Annotated in this window: 18 protein-coding genes and 1 pseudogene; all 19 read right to left on the bottom strand. The window is 33.5% G+C overall.

The window, feature by feature from the left end; genetic code table 11:
* Nucleotides 1–20 precede the first annotated feature (20 nt).
* Entirely contained in the window at nucleotides 21–401 is a 381-nt protein-coding gene (locus HVS_RS06875; protein WP_101300547.1) for a RidA family protein, read from the bottom strand.
* Between the two features lie 59 nt (nucleotides 402–460).
* Nucleotides 461–889, bottom strand: a complete 429-nt coding sequence (locus HVS_RS06870; protein WP_101300545.1) for a GNAT family N-acetyltransferase — start codon at nucleotides 887–889, stop codon at nucleotides 461–463.
* A 544-nt stretch (nucleotides 890–1433) separates the two neighbouring features.
* A pseudogene (locus HVS_RS06865) lies at nucleotides 1434–2338 on the bottom strand (trans-sulfuration enzyme family protein).
* A 926-nt stretch (nucleotides 2339–3264) separates the two neighbouring features.
* Complete coding sequence (locus HVS_RS06855; RefSeq protein ID WP_101300540.1) at nucleotides 3265–3513, bottom strand: hypothetical protein; 249 nt, start codon at nucleotides 3511–3513, stop codon at nucleotides 3265–3267.
* A 415-nt stretch (nucleotides 3514–3928) separates the two neighbouring features.
* Nucleotides 3929–4144: an AAA family ATPase gene (locus tag HVS_RS06850; RefSeq protein ID WP_101300538.1), complete on the bottom strand. Its 216-nt coding sequence runs from the start codon at nucleotides 4142–4144 to the stop codon at nucleotides 3929–3931.
* 39 nt (nucleotides 4145–4183) lie between these two features.
* Entirely contained in the window at nucleotides 4184–4663 is a 480-nt protein-coding gene (locus tag HVS_RS06845; protein WP_101300535.1) for a hypothetical protein, read from the bottom strand.
* Nucleotides 4664–4811: 148 nt separating this feature from the next.
* Nucleotides 4812–5066 (bottom strand): hypothetical protein, encoded by a 255-nt coding sequence (locus tag HVS_RS06840; RefSeq protein WP_133161645.1) that lies wholly within the window; start codon nucleotides 5064–5066, stop codon nucleotides 4812–4814.
* A gap of 53 nt (nucleotides 5067–5119) precedes the next feature.
* Nucleotides 5120–6814: a hypothetical protein gene (locus HVS_RS06835; RefSeq protein WP_101300530.1), complete on the bottom strand. Its 1695-nt coding sequence runs from the start codon at nucleotides 6812–6814 to the stop codon at nucleotides 5120–5122.
* Nucleotides 6815–6871: 57 nt separating this feature from the next.
* Nucleotides 6872–7096 carry a hypothetical protein gene (locus tag HVS_RS06830; protein ID WP_101300527.1) on the bottom strand — a complete coding sequence of 75 codons (225 nt, stop codon included), beginning with the start codon at nucleotides 7094–7096 and terminating at the stop codon, nucleotides 6872–6874.
* Nucleotides 7097–7116: 20 nt separating this feature from the next.
* On the bottom strand, nucleotides 7117–7944 hold the full coding sequence (locus HVS_RS06825) for a hypothetical protein (protein WP_101300525.1): 828 nt from the start codon (nucleotides 7942–7944) through the stop codon (nucleotides 7117–7119).
* 21 nt (nucleotides 7945–7965) lie between these two features.
* Nucleotides 7966–8952: a copper amine oxidase N-terminal domain-containing protein gene (locus HVS_RS06820; protein WP_101300523.1), complete on the bottom strand. Its 987-nt coding sequence runs from the start codon at nucleotides 8950–8952 to the stop codon at nucleotides 7966–7968.
* A gap of 287 nt (nucleotides 8953–9239) precedes the next feature.
* The gene (locus HVS_RS17750) at nucleotides 9240–9443 is read right to left on the bottom strand and encodes a hypothetical protein (RefSeq protein WP_101300520.1); all 204 of its coding nucleotides are present in this window, start codon (nucleotides 9441–9443) and stop codon (nucleotides 9240–9242) included.
* 249 nt (nucleotides 9444–9692) lie between these two features.
* Nucleotides 9693–10730 carry an Rpn family recombination-promoting nuclease/putative transposase gene (locus tag HVS_RS06810; RefSeq protein ID WP_101300517.1) on the bottom strand — a complete coding sequence of 346 codons (1038 nt, stop codon included), beginning with the start codon at nucleotides 10728–10730 and terminating at the stop codon, nucleotides 9693–9695.
* A gap of 257 nt (nucleotides 10731–10987) precedes the next feature.
* Nucleotides 10988–13546: a hypothetical protein gene (locus HVS_RS06805; RefSeq protein ID WP_101300514.1), complete on the bottom strand. Its 2559-nt coding sequence runs from the start codon at nucleotides 13544–13546 to the stop codon at nucleotides 10988–10990.
* Complete coding sequence (locus HVS_RS06800; RefSeq protein ID WP_101300510.1) at nucleotides 13519–13923, bottom strand: hypothetical protein; 405 nt, start codon at nucleotides 13921–13923, stop codon at nucleotides 13519–13521. Before HVS_RS06800 ends, HVS_RS06805 begins: the two co-directional genes overlap by 28 nt.
* Before the next feature lie 19 nt (nucleotides 13924–13942).
* Complete coding sequence (locus HVS_RS06795) at nucleotides 13943–14929, bottom strand: copper amine oxidase N-terminal domain-containing protein (RefSeq protein WP_101300508.1); 987 nt, start codon at nucleotides 14927–14929, stop codon at nucleotides 13943–13945.
* Nucleotides 14930–15216: 287 nt separating this feature from the next.
* Nucleotides 15217–15420 (bottom strand): hypothetical protein, encoded by a 204-nt coding sequence (locus tag HVS_RS06790; protein ID WP_101300506.1) that lies wholly within the window; start codon nucleotides 15418–15420, stop codon nucleotides 15217–15219.
* A 250-nt stretch (nucleotides 15421–15670) separates the two neighbouring features.
* Nucleotides 15671–16756: an Rpn family recombination-promoting nuclease/putative transposase gene (locus tag HVS_RS06785; protein WP_101300503.1), complete on the bottom strand. Its 1086-nt coding sequence runs from the start codon at nucleotides 16754–16756 to the stop codon at nucleotides 15671–15673.
* Nucleotides 16757–17338: 582 nt separating this feature from the next.
* Nucleotides 17339–18778, bottom strand: a complete 1440-nt coding sequence (locus HVS_RS06780; RefSeq protein WP_235827484.1) for an ISLre2 family transposase — start codon at nucleotides 18776–18778, stop codon at nucleotides 17339–17341.
* Nucleotides 18779–19021 lie beyond the last annotated feature (243 nt).

Here is a 19021-nt window from a genome sequence, read left to right as displayed (position 1 = left end):
TCTTCTCAATCTTACTTAAGCTATCTTACCGCAACAGCTTCAATTTCCACCAGTACATCTTTAGGAAGTTTTGACACTTCCACACATGACCTTGCCGGATAAGGCTCTTTGAAATACTTGGCATACACTTCATTTACTTTTGAGAAGCTGTTCATATCCTTTATAAATACAGTGGTCTTTACCACCTTGTCCATACCGCTGCCGGCTGCCTCAAGAACATTTTTTAGATTCTCCAGCACCTGCTCAGCCTGCTGCTGAATTTCATTTCCCACCACTTCCCCCGTTTTTGGGTGGATGGGAATTTGCCCTGATGTGTAAATAAATGAACCCACAGCAATTGCCTGTGAATACGGCCCTATTGCCTCAGGAGCATTATCTGTCTTTATAACTTCAATATTCATTTAAAATCACCATCCTTATATTTTAACTATTCATCCTTATATTTTAACTATTCCACAAACTACTTCTCTTTTTCCCAATATTGCACCATTCCGTGTCCATAATTATCGTTGGGCCTTCGCCAAAATCCAAATTTCTCATAAAACCCTTCTTTCCCTTTTGTAGACATTAGTCCAATTCCTGCACCTTCAGCAGCATTTTTTGAAATATATGACATTACACTTTCCATTAACATCTTGCCAACTCCCAAGCTTTGATATTGGGGTTTTACAATTACATCCTGTATATAAAAACAAATGCTACCATCACCAATTACCCTCGCCATTCCGATAACTTCATTTTCCATTTGTGCACAAACACAAAACAATGAATTACTTAAACCCTTTTCAATGTATTCAATATCTAGAATCTTCCATCCCACTGCTTTTCTTAAATCAATATACTCCCCAACTTCTATTTTTCTTTCAACAATTTGAATATTTATTGACATAATGCCCCCCAATCTTGCAAGGTTACTTTTCTAACCCCGATTAAATATATTTTCCCCTAATACATTTTTAAATATATAAAAATATTTTTCAAATACCCCTTGGTGAATTGTTTGGTCTGATTTTTGCTAATATAACTATTTTACTACATTATTCTTTATAAGAAAACTAAATTTTTTTAAAATTAGTAACGTAAATATATTACATATCATTCTCCCAATCCCCGTCCGTTCCCGTACTGGTTCTATGCAGTGCCTCAAATACTTCGTGATAAGCTCCTACAGGAAGAATGTCCATTTCTTTCCACTTTTCAATTCTTTCCCTAGTTACAAATTTTAAAATCCTTGTGGTGATATCTTATATCTCTATAAAAATCCACATTGGCACCTCATTTCACATATTATTTTCATATATTATTTTTATATATGCTTACTCATTTTTTTACTATTGGCAATATACACTGTACTTTTCGTATTATTCCTATATGTTTTGTATGTTTATGGTTAAAAAAATTATTTAAGACCTTATTTAGCTAAGTTCATCTCTCTACTCCAATGCCTGTTCAAGGTCAGCAATTATATCTTCAGCCGCTTCAATTCCAACAGAAAGTCTCAAAAGGGTGTCAGTAACCCCTATTTTTTGCCGTAATTCCTCCGGTATGGCAGAATGGGTCTGGACAACAGGATATGTAATCAGGCTTTCCACTCCACCAAGACTCTCAGCAAACAATACCAGCCGTACCTTTCTCAAAACCCTCTCAACAATTTCCACCTCTTTTACGTTAAAGGAAATCATGGCTCCAAAACCAGATTCCTGGGATTTTGAGATTCTGTATCCTTCATGGTCAGGCAAACCTACATAGTAAACCTTTGTTACATTTTTATTGGTACAAAGCCACTTTGAAAAAAAGTATTATCTACAATTAAAAGCATTCCCCTGTCTTTTGCAAATTCCGATACTTTCTTTAAATCAGTCACTTTCATCATGGGGTTTGAAGGGGTTTCAATAAAAAACCCTTTACTGTTATTTTTCACTGCCTTTTCTATATCTTGAATCTTGCTGGTATCAACATAGGAAAATTCCATACCGTATTTTTTGTATATTTCCTCAAACAGCCTGTATGTACCTCCATAGAAGTCATCAGAAACAATAATGTGATCTCCCGGTGAGAAAAGGGAAAGTATAGTTGATATTGCCGCCATTCCACTGGAAAAAGCAAACCCGAATTTACCGTTTTCAATATTTGCAATTGTATTTTCAAGTTCTTCTCTTGTAGGATTTTGCAAGCGTGAGTAATCATAACCGGTAGTCTGATATAAACCCGGATGCCTGAAAGTAGCACTTTGATATATAGGGAAGCTTACAGCTCCCGTTTGTGGGTCGTAGTATTTAGAACCATGAACCACCTTTGTACTTATACTGTGTTTGAATACATTCCCAATTTTCATCATCCTTTCTTTGTTTTATTGGAATACCTTTATTTTCTTATTAGTTCTTTCTTCAAAAGCTTTGATAGTCCGGCACACGAGCTTTACTAGCCTTTATAATCTCAATAGTTCTTCTTATAATTATCACTATCGTTAACCAAGTATTCCAATATGTTTTATGTTATATGACTAAATATACCTCCTTGTCAATAAATGTTTATAAAAATTTTATACATTTTTTAAAATACATCTTTTTAAGTACATCTTCTAAAAATTATTTTTTATTGCTAAGTTACATAATAGATTCCCAAAATTACATATAAATGATACAATTTAAATAACAAAACAATGGAGGAAAGATAAAATGAAACAAAGAAAACAACTACATCCCCCCTTCATGGATAACCAAAGAAGTTACAAGTGATAATAGATATAAAAACGGCAGCCTGGCACGGTATGGAATACCAAAAGACTAATCATATCTGCTTTTATCAAAAGCTAAAATAAAGATTGAATAATATACAAAGCTCCTTTGTATCAACAAAGAGGTTTTGTATATGGGAATATGCTGTGTTTAGAAATATTCCTTTTAAAGTGCTAAATGCATTGCATGCACTATATATTTTTGTAAAGATTAATCTAATATTGATATACCGCAAGATCGGAGCTCTTTTTCAAACTCCTCCCTAATTTCTGAAACCACTCTAAACTCCAGCCATATTCTTCCTTCTTCTTTTATGCAAGTCAAAGCACAAAGCTCATTTTTAATTATAACGCGCAGCAAGTACAATAATAAGTGAAGTCTACACTATCAAACAACTCAATTTCTGAAATTTTTTTCACAAATTGTTCATATTCCTCCGGAGTATACTCTTGTTTTCCGCCAGAAATCTCTTTAATAATCTTAGCTTTTGCATCAATATACTTAGTTTTCCACTTATTGTCATCAATTAAATTATATAACGAATAGTTGAACATTCTTTAAGATTCCAACCGTATCTTCCTGCCCGCCTCATCGGTTTAATCTCGAGTTTCTCTAATATCTGTTTTATTGTCTGAGCAATATTCTCTGTTGCAAGAGTTATCCTTTCAAATCCATATAAATTACACGAATATGTACATCCATCTACAAAACCTCCGGCACAATCTATTCCTCCGTCAATGCCAACTTCAGGAAAACGTTCCGCTGTCTTTGACATAATGAAAGCCGCATATTCATATTGTCAGTGGTAAAATTTAATTGGTTCTTTCCAGGGTTAATTGAATTAAATGACAATATATGATGTAAATTTTCAAATTAAATTAGATAATATTTTCAAATTATTTTAGGTCAATTTTACCACAAATTAGTGAATATTTTCAAATTAAAATAGGAACGCGATAATCAAATTTTCAAATTCCAGTAGGATTCAAAATAAAATTTGGAAAAATAAGTATTGCATAACACTTTCAAATTTGTATAATAAAAATGAGCAGATTAACTGCTCTTAAAATTTTAATCAAAATATTGATAATAGAAAACTTTTAAGTATAAATTCAATAAGTTTACAACATTTATTACTTAAACGGTTTATAACCGTTGTACTAAGGCTGCCGGTTAAAGATAAAAGTATTTTAGATATCAAAGTCTTTTTGTCCTTGGTATACGATTTCTTCATCTACATGCTTTTGCTTTATTGAACAAGCATACATAAGGCTTGAGGTTGCAAGACTGTTAACAAGGCGGGGTACGCCTTTTGATGCAGAATAAATAGCTTCAATTGCAGCCTGGGTAAATATATTTTCATGTAAACCGGCAGATTCTAGCCTTGTAAAAAAATGTACCGTCATGGTTAACTTTGCGTTTTACACGTAAAAGAAGCTTTTCTTCTAAAGAGTTTCATCCGGTAATTTCACTTTGTGTATTATTTGTCTTAATCCATTTTGTATTGTATTGAGATTTTTAATGAATTTTTTTCTGTAATAGTATAGAATTTGCCTTGAAAACTGTACGTTGTTTTTTAGATTTAGTTGTTTTATAACTGAATTAATACTACCTTTACGATAAAATAAATTATATATGTATTCAAAAATATGATTTACTGCATTAATAAATCCGGGTAAACAAAAGTTAGGAATATATGATATGGTGCATCCACATAGAGGACATATATAGCGTCTGATTACTATTTTCCCTTTATATTCTTTTGAGTAATAATATCTTTCATAGAAGCCATGTTTGCGGAAACTAACTAATTTATTGCATTTTGGATTGTGACATCTTTTAGTTGGTGGCGGTGGAAAAGGATAATTTCTCCCAAGTTTAATATATTCATGAATTCCTTCATGAACATTGAAGATATATTGCATTTTTACATCACCCTCCGCAATATATTATAAAAAATAATCCTACTGTAAAGTGAAAATATTTTTTCAAATTGCGGTAGGGTTAAAAATTTTTTTCACCTATTTTAATGTGATAAAATAAGGGTAGATTTACCTAAATTAAAATGAAAATCTACACCATAGCTTTTTGAGTCATTTCGTCAATTGTATTGGCAAGATTGTAAACCATATTTTCCACCTCCGTTGGTCTCGATTTTTCCAGTATGTCATCTATCTTAAAACGCAATTCTTCTGATATCCTCGGCTTTAATATCCATTTAAACCAACCTTTAAATAAACCAAATTCCTCTTCCGACAGGTCCTTTAATATTTTTATCATTTTTACCAATCTGTCTTTTAGCTGATTCGAGTCTATTTTCTGGTCCAATAAAAATACAACGGTTATTCTTTTTGGTAAAATATTTAATTATTTATCTTTAATTAGTTTGTATCATCATACATAGAGCCTTTTACCGTAATTATAATCTCATCTAAAGGCACTATTCCTTTTAAGGTACCCAGCAAATTGTATGCATTATTTATGCTTGTAAAATTATTACTTGCAAGGTTTATATCCGCCATCCATACCCTTATGTAGTACTCTCCGTCAGGCATGTGTGCATGGGTATAAAAATTTATATTGTCTTTGTTTACTTTAATTGTGATTTCCGTAGTTTCGGTTATTTTGTACATGCTCTGGCCTTCTTTTACATATTCCCTGTATTTAAAATTATCCCTGCTGTCTAAAGTACCTGATTCACTGTAGCCTTCCATAACCTGCTTCCAACGCTCATCTGTAAATCCACCGCTTACAGAGCTGTATTTTACTTCTTCAAAATCACTTTTATAAGATGTATCTATAGTTAAAAGATTTATACCGTTGACGCTTTGGTTATTCATTACCGATACTGCCCCCGGCTCTTTTTGAAGTTTTCCTCCTATGCTTCTTACAGGATTGTTGTTTATATTAACTGCTTCCCTTCTATCGGTTATGTATATTAAATCCGTTTCGTACCTGAAGGAATTAATAAGGGCGTTGACTAAATTCTCATGGTCTTTTGTTTTCCCAGCTACAGGCTTATATGTCACAGTCTCAAGGGTGATTTTATATTCACCTGCAGGATTAAAATAATAGCCTGATTTTATAGGATAGTCAAATCTTTGAAGTTCCTTGTCCGTTGCAAAAACGGCTTTGTCATACAGGTCTTTTCTGTTTATCCCCTTTGCTGCCGCATTCCTTCCCTGGTAGTATTCATCTGCCATCGTTCTTATCCTTTCAACTTTTATATTGGCACTGTTTTGCTGGAGGAAAGTTCTTTTGTATTGTCCGTCAACAGCAGTCCAATTATGTTCTCTTCCGTTTTCATCTATGTGGCACATCCATCTTATCACATCAAAAGGGTAAGGTTCACTCTGCCATAATAGGCTCTTTTGCAAGTACATGTTTCCGTTGTTCTCTATTTTATTTTCAAAACTTGGTGGTTTTAAATCCTTTTTGCCGTTATATATGTAAGCATTTATAAATATTCTATCACTTCCTGGATTAAACGGTGCCTTTGCCACTCCTTCAACTTCTATTTCATCTTCGTCATACAGACCGGTATCTCTTTTGTAAACATATGTCCTTCTTACCTCTCCACCGTATGTAAATTCCCCGTCTAAAACTTTTGGTTTTCTAGGATCAGGTAAATTAAGCCACTTTTTATTTAAAGGGTCATCTCCAAAAACAGGCCTTTCAACAGTTGCCGTTACATTAGGGTTTAATTCTATCGTATCGCTGTTTTCACTAACACCAATTGTTTTTGGGCTGTATGATTTGAATAGTTTAATGCCTTTTAATATTTGAGAATCTTTTTGCTCTATGTTTAAACTTCCTGTAGCAAGGCTTCCTTTTTTCCATTCACCCCGTGGTTTAGTTAAACGGGCGGTGATGTCTTCGCCTTCAGCTAAAGGAAAGCGTATTTTTCTTGACAGTGCATTATATGGTAAATCAAATGTCCTTTCTGTTTCATATTTTTTCACCAAGTGTATTGCAAAAGACTCGGAGTCCAAAATATTATTATTAAGATATTTTTCCAAAGGTTTTTGTCCGTTTTCATTTATTTTAAACTGTATTCTTACATCACTTTCCGGCATTTTAAAAATTGCATAAAACAGTGCTTCTCCTCCTGCCGGTATTTTTACTTCACCCTGTTAATTAACTACGACACTTACTAAAACTTCGCTGTCTTTTACAGCACCTGAAGGTATTTCTTCAAAATTTGCAGACAGGTCATTTCCCGGTGCGTAAAAGGTCAGTACAATTGGATAGTCAAAACGAAAGCCCACAGCCCCGCCATTTTTAAATGTTCCTGAACCAACGGAGCATTCATCGGAAACATATACCTTTCCTCCGCATACAAGTTTAAATCCATCCACAAGGTGTCCTGAGGAGTCTTTTATTTGTGAAGGGGCAATTGCTCCAAGTTCCTGTATTGGTATTTCAAGGTTTTATCTATATTGGGTATGTCAAGAATGTGGCTGTAATTTTCTATATTAGGTATGTTTACTAAATGTTTTATTTCATCTATTGTAGGTACATTAGGAGTGGCAAATGGGTCGTCTTTATTAAAATAACCCCATGCACCGCCTAAACCAACTGATTTATTTCCACCGGATTTTCTACTCCAAATGGCATAAAGGTTCATACCATAGTCAGGGTCAACAAATGGAATTTGTACATCAAGTATGTCTCCTATTATATATTCAAAATTAATCCGGTTCCCTTTAAAAAAATTAAGTTTTGGTTTGCCTTTAAAATATATTTTGCCATTTTTGAGCTCTATAGAAGGTTTTTCATAAAAGATGTCATATATGGTCTTATACTCATCCGTTATTGGATTTTTTAAAGTAGTTGAACAAACTACCTTTAAATCTTCGATTTTAATTAGCCTTTCATACAGTTCAGAATCCAGATCGCATTCAAATGTAAATTCGCCTTTAATTGCTTTTGCTAAAGCATCTTCATCAGTTAAATTATTTTCTAACTCACTATCATAAATTTTTATACCTTCATAACTCCAATATCCTCCACTGTGATGCCACATTTCAATGTGTTTTTCAAATTTAATAGACTCACCTATACGACCTACATTTGGTACATCATCCAAACCATCAATTAAAACTTCAATATTAATTTCTTGTGCTTTTACATATTCATTAATTAAAAACACATTAGCAACAATGAAAACTATGAATATTATTGTGAAAACCCCTATATTTTTCACTATTGTTTCACCTACCTTCTTTTACCATTGAAACATCTTCTCAAAGTTAAAAGTATCGGTATAAGGTATTCTTTGATTTTTTGCCGTCTCTGGAATAAAGTTTGCTCTTCTCGTTGTCCCATCACCTAATGTACCTTCCATCAAATAAGCAATTTCTAATACCCCTAAATACTCTTTTATTTCTTTATTACGAACTGCAATAACTATACCAATTCCCCTAACATCATTTATTTCTATTAGTCCTGTTGTATCCTTTTTGAAAGTTCCTTCTCGAGGTATATCAAACCCTGGTACCCTGGTTCCTGGAGCAAAAGTTCGTGTACCCCCGCTTTTAAGGTTTATACCAATCCCTAATGACCACTCAAATTCCTCCGGTATTTCTGGATACTCACCTATAATATAATACTTACCATTTTCTTTCACAAAAGCTAACTGGTCTGCCATCTTCAATAAAAACTCCTGGGACTTCTCTATCGTCATCCTTCCAAATTCATCAACATCTGTTGCAGGATTAAAGGCAATGCCGTCATAATACCTTATTTCCCCCTCTTCAGGACTTGGAGTTGGTACAGCCCCTCCCGTTGTTATATACACCGTCCTTATTGAAGCATTCCACTCAACATTTGCACCTAGTCCCTCACTTACAAACCTTACAGGTACAAATGTCCTGTCTTCCAATAAAAGCACAGTTGTGTCCATTTCCATTGTCTTGCCGTTAACTGTATACTCTGATTTCCCTACCACCAAAGTTATTTTATTTCTTCCCTGTTCTATAGTGACCGTCTTTGTTTTGCCGTCCCATCCTACATCTGCTCCTAATGCCTCACTTACAAATCTTACAGGTACTTGTGTACGGCCATTTTCATCAATAAAGGGCTGGGCATCAGGAAAGTTTATCCTACTGCCGTTTACCACCACACGAAGAGGTATTTTTGCAGCAAAAATATTTACTGTAAGTATTGTGCTTACAACTGTTATTAGTACTAGTATAAAAGCAATCTTTTTCATTTTTTCAAACCTCCATATGAATTTTTCAAACGAATATACTTGTATATTAAAAAACTTTTAATTTCTTGCTTTTAGAATTTAAATGTATTTATTATCATCTAATGTTTTTATCGTATGTTTTATGGTTTTTGTTTACATTTTTATATACTCTTATATTATCTATTTCACTAATTAAGATATTCCTTAAAATATTCTCCGTGTTTATCTGATAGTTCCTACGTAAGTTTATTTTCTTTCGGTATCTCTGCCACGCTTGCCTTCGTTACACTATATGTTACTGTATTTCTTTATCCCTTTACCCAACTTTCCTTCATAAAATCCAACTGGTCCGCCATCTTTAATAAAAACACCTGGGACTTCCCTATAATCATCCTTCCAAACTCATCAACGTCCGTCCCAAGATTAAATGCAATGCCATCATAATACCTTATTTCTCCCTCTTCCGGACTTGAAACTTGCACAACTCCTGCCGTCGTTATATATACCGTCATTATGAAAGCATTCCATTCAACATTTTTGCACCCAGCCCCTCACTTACAAACCTTACAGGCACCTATGTACGACCATTTTCATCTATAAATGGCTGGGCATCCGAAAAGTTTATTCTATTACCGTTTACCACCACACAAAGAAATATTAATACGGCAGTTCCTCTTCATTCCCTCTTTTAACCAAAAATATAGGGGAACTATTCCCCTTCTCTTTGCTTTTAGAATACTTTTGACATACTTATAAAATTTTTATTTTGTCCTTTCAATTTCTTCCTTTAGTTTCTTTACTATTTCAATATCCAATTCGGTAATACTTGCTACAAAGTCTATGCCTGCCCCCTTCTCCAAGGCTGATTTCGCAACTTTCAATACCCCTTCTTTTATTCCCTTTTGTAATCCTTCTTCTATTCCCTTTTGTATTCCCTCTTCTATTCCCTTTTGTATTCCCTTTTGTATTCCTTCTTCTATTCCCTTTTCCATAGCTTTTTGAGTCATTTCGTCAATTGTATTGGCAAGATTGTAAACCATATTTTCCACCTCCGTTGGTCTCGATTTTTCCAGTATGTCATCTATCTTAAAACGCAATTCCTCTGATATCCTCGGCTTTAATATCCATTTTAGCCAACCTTTAAATAAACCAAATTCCTCTTCCGACAGGTCCCCTAATATCTCTATCATTTTTACCAACCTGTCCTTTAACTGTTCAGAATCTATTTTCTGGTCCAATAGAAATACTCCTGATATAAGGTTTGCAAGTCCCAGCAGTTCCTCTTCCTCATATCTGTTTACATCAAACAATATATAATTAAAATCTAATACATGATTTGAAAATATTTCACTGCCATCAAGCATTTCCCTAAAACTTCTGCATACCGTCCAATTATTTACTCCATTGTACAGTACAATAGGTACTATACAGGGAAGTTTAAAACCCTTTCGCTCTGCCTCATGATGCTCAGTGTTTTTCAGTATATCACGCCATATCTCTATCATGTAGAACAACAGTCTTAGCGGCATTTGATAATCAACTGATGATTGCAGTTCCAACAAACAATAAAATATTACGTTCCTATCCTTTATTTTTAACCTATATACTATATCCGATTCTTTTTCCTTAAAATCCTGCAAAACATAACTCTTATTTATCAGCATAACCTGACTTTCATCTATTTCCTTTACCCAGTCTTCTTTTACAAAACTTCTCAACAGTTGAATAAAGGTCTTTTTATGCGTCAATAAATGCTTGTAGCCCAGGTCATGTTCCTTATTTATCCTTCCTTCCGGCATTTTTTACTCCTCTTTTTCCTTTTATTATAGTATATCATTTTTTAACTATTATGAAAATATCATAAAGCTATTTCTACTCCTATTCCTGATATTTTATTTGAAGCCGTTATATAAAATTTGTGCATTTTAAAAAAACCCATGTATTTTGAATATTGATTAAAAGTTAAATATCCGTCTTATATAAAAAGAATAACTGCCGCCTAAATAGCAACAGTTATTTTTTTTAGTAAAATATTTAATTATTTGTTTACCTTTAATTAATTTGTATCATCATGCATAGAGCCTTTTACTGTAATATTAATTTCATCTAAAGGTACTATTCCTTTTAAAGTGCCTAATGAATTATATGCATTATTTATGCTTGTAAAATTATTACTTGCAAGGTTTATATCCGCCATCCATACCCTTATGTAGTACTCTCCGTCAGGCATATGTGCATGGGTATAAAAATTTATATTGTCTTTGTTTACTTTAATTGTGATTTCCGTAGTCTCAGTTATTTTGTGCATGCTCTGGCCTTCTTTTACATATTCCCTGTATTTAAAATTATCCCTGCTGTCTAAAGTACCTGATTCACTGTAGCCTTCCATAACCTGCTTCCAACGCTCATCTGTAAATCCACCGCTTACAGAGCTATATTTTACTTCTTCAAAATCACTTTTATAAGATGTATCTATAGTTAAAAGATTTATACCGTTGACGCTTTGGTTATTCATTACCGATACTGCCCCCGGCTCTTTTTGAAGTTTTCCTCCTATGCTTCTTACAGGATTGTTGTTTATATTAACTGCTTCCCTTCTATCGGTTATGTATATTAAATCCGTTTCGTACCTGAAGGAATTAATAAGGGCGTTGACTAAATTCTCATGGTCTTTTGTTTTCCCAGCTACAGGCTTATATGTCACAGTCTCAAGGGTGATTTTATATTCACCTGCAGGATTAAAATAATAGCCTGATTTTATAGGATAGTCAAATCTTTGAAGTTCCTTGTCCGTTGCAAAAACGGCTTTGTCATACAGGTCTTTTCTGTTTATCCCCTTTGCTGCCGCATTCCTTCCCTGGTAGTATTCATCTGCCATCGTTCTTATCCTTTCAACTTTTATATTGGCACTGTTTTGCTGGAGGAAAGTTCTTTTGTATTGTCCGTCAACAGCAGTCCAATTATGTTCTCTTCCGTTTTCATCTATGTGGCACATCCATCTTATCACATCAAAAGGGTAAGGTTCACTCTGCCATAATAGGCTCTTTTGCAAGTACATGTTTCCGTTGTTCTCTATTTTATTTTCAAAACTTGGTGGTTTTAAATCCTTTTTGCCGTTATATATGTAAGCATTTATAAATATTCTATCACTTCCTGGATTAAACGGTGCCTTTGCCACTCCTTCAACTTCTATTTCATCTTCGTCATATAAACCGGTATCTCTTTTGTAAACATATGTCCTTCTTACCTCTCCACCGTATGTAAATTCCCCGTCTAAAACTTTTGGTTTTCTAGGATCAGGTAAATTAAGCCACTTTTTATTTAAAGGGTCATCTCCAAAAACAGGCCTTTCAACAGTTGCCGTTACATTAGGGTTTAATTCTATCGTATCGCTGTTTTCACTAACACCAATTGTTTTTGGGCTGTATGATTTGAATAGTTTAATGCCTTTTAATATTTGAGAATCTTTTTGCTCTATGTTTAAACTTCCTGTAGCAAGGCTTCCTTTTTTCCATTCCCCCCGTGGTTTAGTTAAACGGGCGGTGATGTCTTCGCCTTCAGCTAAAGGAAAGCGTATTTTTCTTGACAGTGCATTATATGGTAAATCAAATGTCCTTTCTGTTTCATATTTTTTCACCAAGTGTATTGCAAAAGACTCGGAGTCCAAAATATTATTATTAAGATATTTTTCCACTGGTTCTTGTCCGTTTTCATTTATTTTAAACTGTATTCTTACATCACTTTCCGGCATTTTAAAAATTGCATAAAACAGTGCTTCTCCTCCTGCCGGAATTTTTACTTCTCCTTGTTTTTCAGAAGCATTTCCTAAAAACTCAGCATTTATTTTATTGCCTTTTTTATCTGTAATTTCCCACTCATAGTTTGTTTTTATTTCTTCTTCAAAGGTGGAATTAACTACGACACTTACTAAAACTTCGCTGTCTTTTACAGCACCTGAAGGTATTTCTTCAAAATTTGCAGACAGGTCATTTCCCGGTGCGTAAAAGGTCAGTACAATTGGATAGTCAAAACGAAAGCCCACAGCCCCGCCATTTTTAAATGTTCCTGAACCAACGGAGCATTCATCGGAAACATATACCTTTCCTCCGCATATAAGTTTAAATCCATCCACAAGATGTCCTGATGAGTCTTTTATTTGTGAAGGGGCAATTGCTCCAAGTTCCTGCATTGGCCTTCCAAGAATTTTATCTATATTTGGTATGTCAAGGATGTGACTGTAATTTTCTATATTAGGTATGTTTACTAAATGTTTTATTTCATCTATTGTAGGTACATCAGGAGTGGCAAATGGGTCATCTTTGTTAAAATAACCCCATGCACCGCCTAAGCCAACTGATTTATTTCCGCCGGAATTTCTGCTCCAAATGGCATAAAGGTTCATACCATAGTCAGGGTCAACAAATGGAATTTGTACTTCGAGTACGTCATTGATAATATCTTCAAAAGTAATTCTTTCTTTTTTATAAAAATTCAGTTTTGGCTTACCTTTGAAATATATCTTTCCATTTTTGAGTTCTATAGAAGGTTTTTCATAAAAAATGTCATTTATAGCCTTGTATTTTCCAGTTACTGGATTTTTAAAGTAGTTGAACAAACCACTTTTAAATTTTCAGTATTAATCAGCTTTTCATATAATTCAGAATCCAGCTCATATTCAAAAGCAAACTCTCCTTTAGTTGCATCTATTAAAGCATCTTCAAATCCTCGTTCATCTTCTAAATCATATTTTAAACTTTTATCGTAAATTATTAAATCTTTATACTTCCAGTACCCACCGCTACTATGCCACATTTCAATATATTCTTCAAATTTAATGGGCTCACCTATACGTCCAACTTTTGGTACATCATCTACTCCATCAATTAGAATTTCAATATTAATTTCTTGTGCTTTTACATAATCATTAATTAAAAACACAACGGAAACTATGCAAACTATGAATATTGCTGCAAAAAACCCTTTGTTTCTCACTATTGTTTTCACCTACCTTTTACCATCGAAACATTTTTTCAAAATTAAAAGTATCGGTATAAGATATTCGTGAAATTGCACCTGACTCTGGAATAAAGACTGCTCTCTTTGTTGTGCCATCATAAAATGTTCCATGAATTATATATGAAATACTTAATCTTCCCAAATCCCTTTTTATTTCTTTATTTTGTACTACAATAACTATATTAAAACCTTCAATATCATTTATATCTATCAATCCTGTTGTATCCTTTTTAAAACTTCCTTCTCTCGGTATAAGATAATCTTTACGGGCAGTTCCGGTTGAAAAATTCCGTACTCCTCCGCTTTTAAGAATTATGCCAATCCCTACTGCCCATTCAAATTCTTCCGGTATTTCTGGATATTCGCCTACAATATAATACTTGCCGTTTTCCTTAACAAATGACAACTGATCCGCCATCTTTAATAAAAACTCCTGAGACTTCTCTATTGTCATCCTTCCAAATTCATCAACATCTGTTGCAGGATTAAACGCAATGCCGTCATAATACCTTATTTCCCCCTCTTCAGGACTTGGAGTTGGTACAGCCCCTCCCGTTGTTATATACACCGTCCTTATTGAAGCATTCCACTCAACATTTGCACCTAGTCCCTCACTTACAAACCTTACAGGTACAAATGTCCTGTCTTCCAATAAAAGCACAGTTGTGTCCATTTCCATTGTCTTGCCGTTAACTGTATACTCTGATTTCCCTACCACCAAAGATATCTTATTTTTTCCCTGCTCTATAGTGACCGTCTTTGTTTTGCCGTCCCATCCTACATCTGCTCCTAATGCCTCACTTACAAATCTTACAGGTACTTGTGTACGGCCATTTTCATCAATAAAGGGCTGGGCATCAGGAAAGTTTATCCTACTGCCGTTTACCACCACACGAAGAGGTATTTTTGCAGCAAAAATATTTACTGTAAGTATTGTGCTTACAACTGTTATTAGTACTAGTATAAAAGCAATCTTTTTCATTTTTTCAAACCTCCATATGAATTTTTCAAACGAATATACTTGTATATTAAAAAACTTTTAATTTCTTGCTTTTAGAATTTAAATGTATTTATTATCATCTAATGTTTTTATCGTATGTTTTATGGTTTTTGTTTACATTTTTATATACTCTTATATTATCTATTTCACTAATTAAGATATTCCTTAAAATATTCTCCGTGTTTATCTGATAGTTCCTACGTAAGTTTATTTTCTTTCGGTATCTCTGCCACGCTTGCCTTCGTTACACTATATGTAACCATATTTCTTCATCCCTTTACCCAACTTTCCTTCATAAAATCCAACTGGTCCGCCACCTTTAATAAAAACACCTGGGACTTCCCTATAATCATCCTTCCAAACTCATCAACGTCCGTCCCAAGATTAAATGCAATGCCATCATAATACCTTATTTCTCCCTCTTCCGGACTTGAAACTTGCACAACTCCTGCCGTCGTTATATATACCGTCATTATGAAAGCATTCCATTCAACATTTTTGCACCCAGCCCCTCACTTACAAACCTTACAGGCACCTATGTACGACCATTTTCATCTATAAATGGCTGGGCATCCGAAAAGTTTATTCTATTACCGTTTACCACCACACAAAGAAATATTAATACGGCATTTCCTCTTCATTCCCTCTTTTAACCAAAAAATATAGGGGAACTATTCCCCTTCTCTTTGCTTTTAGAATACTTTTGACATACTTATAAAATTTTTATTTTGTCCTTTCAATTTCTTCCTTTAGTTTCTTTACTATTTCAATATCCAATTCGGTAATACTTGCTACAAAGTCTATGTCTGCCCCCTTCTCCAAGGCTGATTTCGCAACTTTCAATACCCCTTCTTTTATTCCCTTTTGTATTCCTTCTTTTATTCCCTTTTGTAATCCTTCTTCTATTCCCTTTTGTATTCCCTCTTCTATTCCCTTTTGTATTCCCTCTTCTATTCCCTTTTGTATTCCCTTTTGTATTCCTTCTTCTATTCCCTTTTCCATAGCTTTTTGAGTCATTTCGTCAATTGTATTGGCAAGATTGTAAACCATATTTTCCACCTCCGTTGGTCTCGATTTTTCCAGTATGTCATCTATCTTAAAACGCAATTCCTCTGATATCCTCGGCTTTAATATCCATTTTAGCCAACCTTTAAATAAACCAAATTCCTCTTCCGACAGGTCCCCTAATATCTCTATCATTTTTACCAATCTGTCTTTTAGCTGTTCAGAATCTATTTTCTGGTCCAATAGAAATACTCCTGATATAAGGTTTGCAAGTCCCAGCAGTTCCTCTTCCTCATATCTGTTTACATCAAACAATATATAATTAAAATCTAATACATGATTTGAAAATATTTCACTGCCATCAAGCATTTCCCTAAAACTTCTGCATACCGTCCAATTATTTACTCCATTGTACAGTACAATAGGTACTATACAGGGAAGTTTAAAATCCTTTCGCTCTGCCTCATGATGCTCAGTGTTTTTCAGTATATCACGCCATATCTCTATCATGTAGAACAACAGTCTTAGCGGCATTTGATAATCAACTGATGATTGCAGTTCCAACAAACAATAAAATATTACGTTCCTGTCCTTTATTTTTAACCTATATACTATATCCGATTCTTTTTCCTTAAAATCCTGCAAAACATAACTCTTATTTATCAGCATAACCTGACTTTCATCTATTTCCTTTACCCAGTCTTCTTTTACAAAACTTCTCAACAGTTGAATAAAGGTCTTTTTATGCGTCAATAAATGCTTGTAGCCCAGGTCATGTTCCTTATTTATCCTTCCTTCCGGCATTTTTTACTCCTCTTTTTCCTTTTATTATAGTATATCATTTTTTAACTATTATGAAAATATCATAAAGCTATTTCGATAGCGTCAATTTATTGTAGGAAAAAGAAAAGTAGATGGCATCCCATTTTTTATTTGTGCAACTATTTCAAATAACGGTCTCTTAGTAACGAAAGTGTTTTACATCATTTTGAGCCTTATTTTCTTTTATAATTCCTCTAACTTATTGTCTATTATACCATATAACTCTTTCTTTCTATAAAGAATTCATTTTACTCAATACTTGTGACAAATTAGTACGTTTTGTTATCTATGTTCCTTCACATTTTAACGCTACTTTTAAAAGAAAAAAGTATTTCTATTGTACCATTTTCCATTTTGTCAAGGCTAAAACAAGCGGGCAAAGCCCGGCCTTGACAAGTAGTAGGGCTCCGCGGGTCATGGTACTAAAGTTTTGCTTTTTTCTTTTCTTTTTCTTTTTTTATGTTTTTTCTTTTTCTTTGTCTTTTTTCCAGATATGTATAATTCCTATTGGATAGGCTTACTTGTAAACTTTCCCGTAATTTTTGCTTTATTATTACCTCATCCCTATCCGCATATACCTATAATACGCCTTAATTCTTTATATAAACCAGTTTTACACCCCTTATGAATAACAGTTAAATTACTATTCCATACACTCTCATACCTGTTTGATGACTTCTTTAATTCCTTAATTAATTTTTCCTGAATTTCTTGCCTACTAGATGCTAACTTTTTTTGTTTTTGTGCCATAACTATGTCATATACCTTACCGCCATTCTTCTTGTATATTATTAGCTTTGACATCTTTTCTACACCTTTTCTCGACCAGCCTTTAGGTCTTGAACTTAAACGGGATGAAAATACATGACTCACATGACCTTCAGCACTACAACCCACTATTCCTCTGTTTGACCTTATTTCTATACCATCCCAATTATTTAAAATATATCGCTTTGCATTTTTTATAGCCTTTATTTTATTTTCATTATCGCCTGTCTTTTCAATTATCTTTTTAAAAACCTTTGTTAGCATTTTTTTATCAGATAAATTCAAAGCCTCCTGTAAATCTTGGCTTATTGCTTCATCATTTAAATGTGTGGTCGCAACTCTTACGTATTTTTGAAGATGGTATCTATCAAGTACAAATTTACTTTTTGAAAGACAGTTAACTCCTTGCCTTATCCATGACGCCCCATCTCCTGATATATACACCGTCTCTAAAAAATCAACGTCATATTGTTTATATATGTATTCCGATACTTCAAGCCACAAATCTTCTGAATTCTTATACACTCCCCCAAAATATCGAACATTCTTTAATACTTTTCTCTTCTTATTACTTTTTTCAAAGTCAATTCCCTCATGCACATATACAAGTTTTGGCATAATTGTATTTCTCTTGCCCTTCTCATTCTGTCTCAATATACTTTTTTGTTGTAATGCTACATGGTCCTCATCGGCCTCAACATACAATATTTTTACTTCTCTCTTTTTATCTACTTTTATTTCAGGCTCAACTATTTCAATATTATGTATTTTATTCATCACTGCTTGTTTGCTGATTTCATCAATATATGTCGCCTTTTCTCCTGCCTTTCTGTAGCTGCTGTCAGCTGCTTCATCTATTGCATTAATTACAACATCGGCACTTACTCTGTCATGTGGTTCTACACCTACAATCCTGTCGACTAGGTGTTGTCTATTACCATTTTCCTTATGCTTAAAATATGTCCTGTTATAACTTAGTGTTCCAAATGTCGTTAAAATAGCTGTTTTATCTTTTCTTATAATTTCCCAATACTGTTTCCTTATTTCACAGTTACGGAAATATTCATCCATATCTTCAAGCACTTCTTTAAGTATATCGCGTCCAAGTTTAAATAAATCTTCTTTTAGACCAAGAACAAGATCAGCTAAGTCTTTTCCTTCTTCAATAAAATTTTTTATCTTTTTTTCAATTCTTTTTACCCCAAATTCATTAAAATGTTGTATACTATTATACATAGAAGATGTCATCCTTTCTATTTATTATTTTTGCTTAATTAATATCTTAACAGGATGTCATCTTCTTTTCAATTATATATGGTATTTTATGTCTCATTCCCTACAATAACTTTACGCTAACAGCTATTTCTACTCCTATTCCTGATATTTTATTTGAAGCCGTTATATAAAATTTGTGCATTTTAAAAAAACCCATGTATTTTGAATATTGATTAAAAGTTAAATATCCGTCTTATATAAAAA

The organism is Acetivibrio saccincola, assembly GCF_002844395.1.
Taxonomy (GTDB): Bacteria; Bacillota; Clostridia; order Acetivibrionales; family Acetivibrionaceae; genus Herbivorax; species Herbivorax saccincola.
This window is presented reverse-complemented; position numbering and strand designations above follow the sequence as displayed.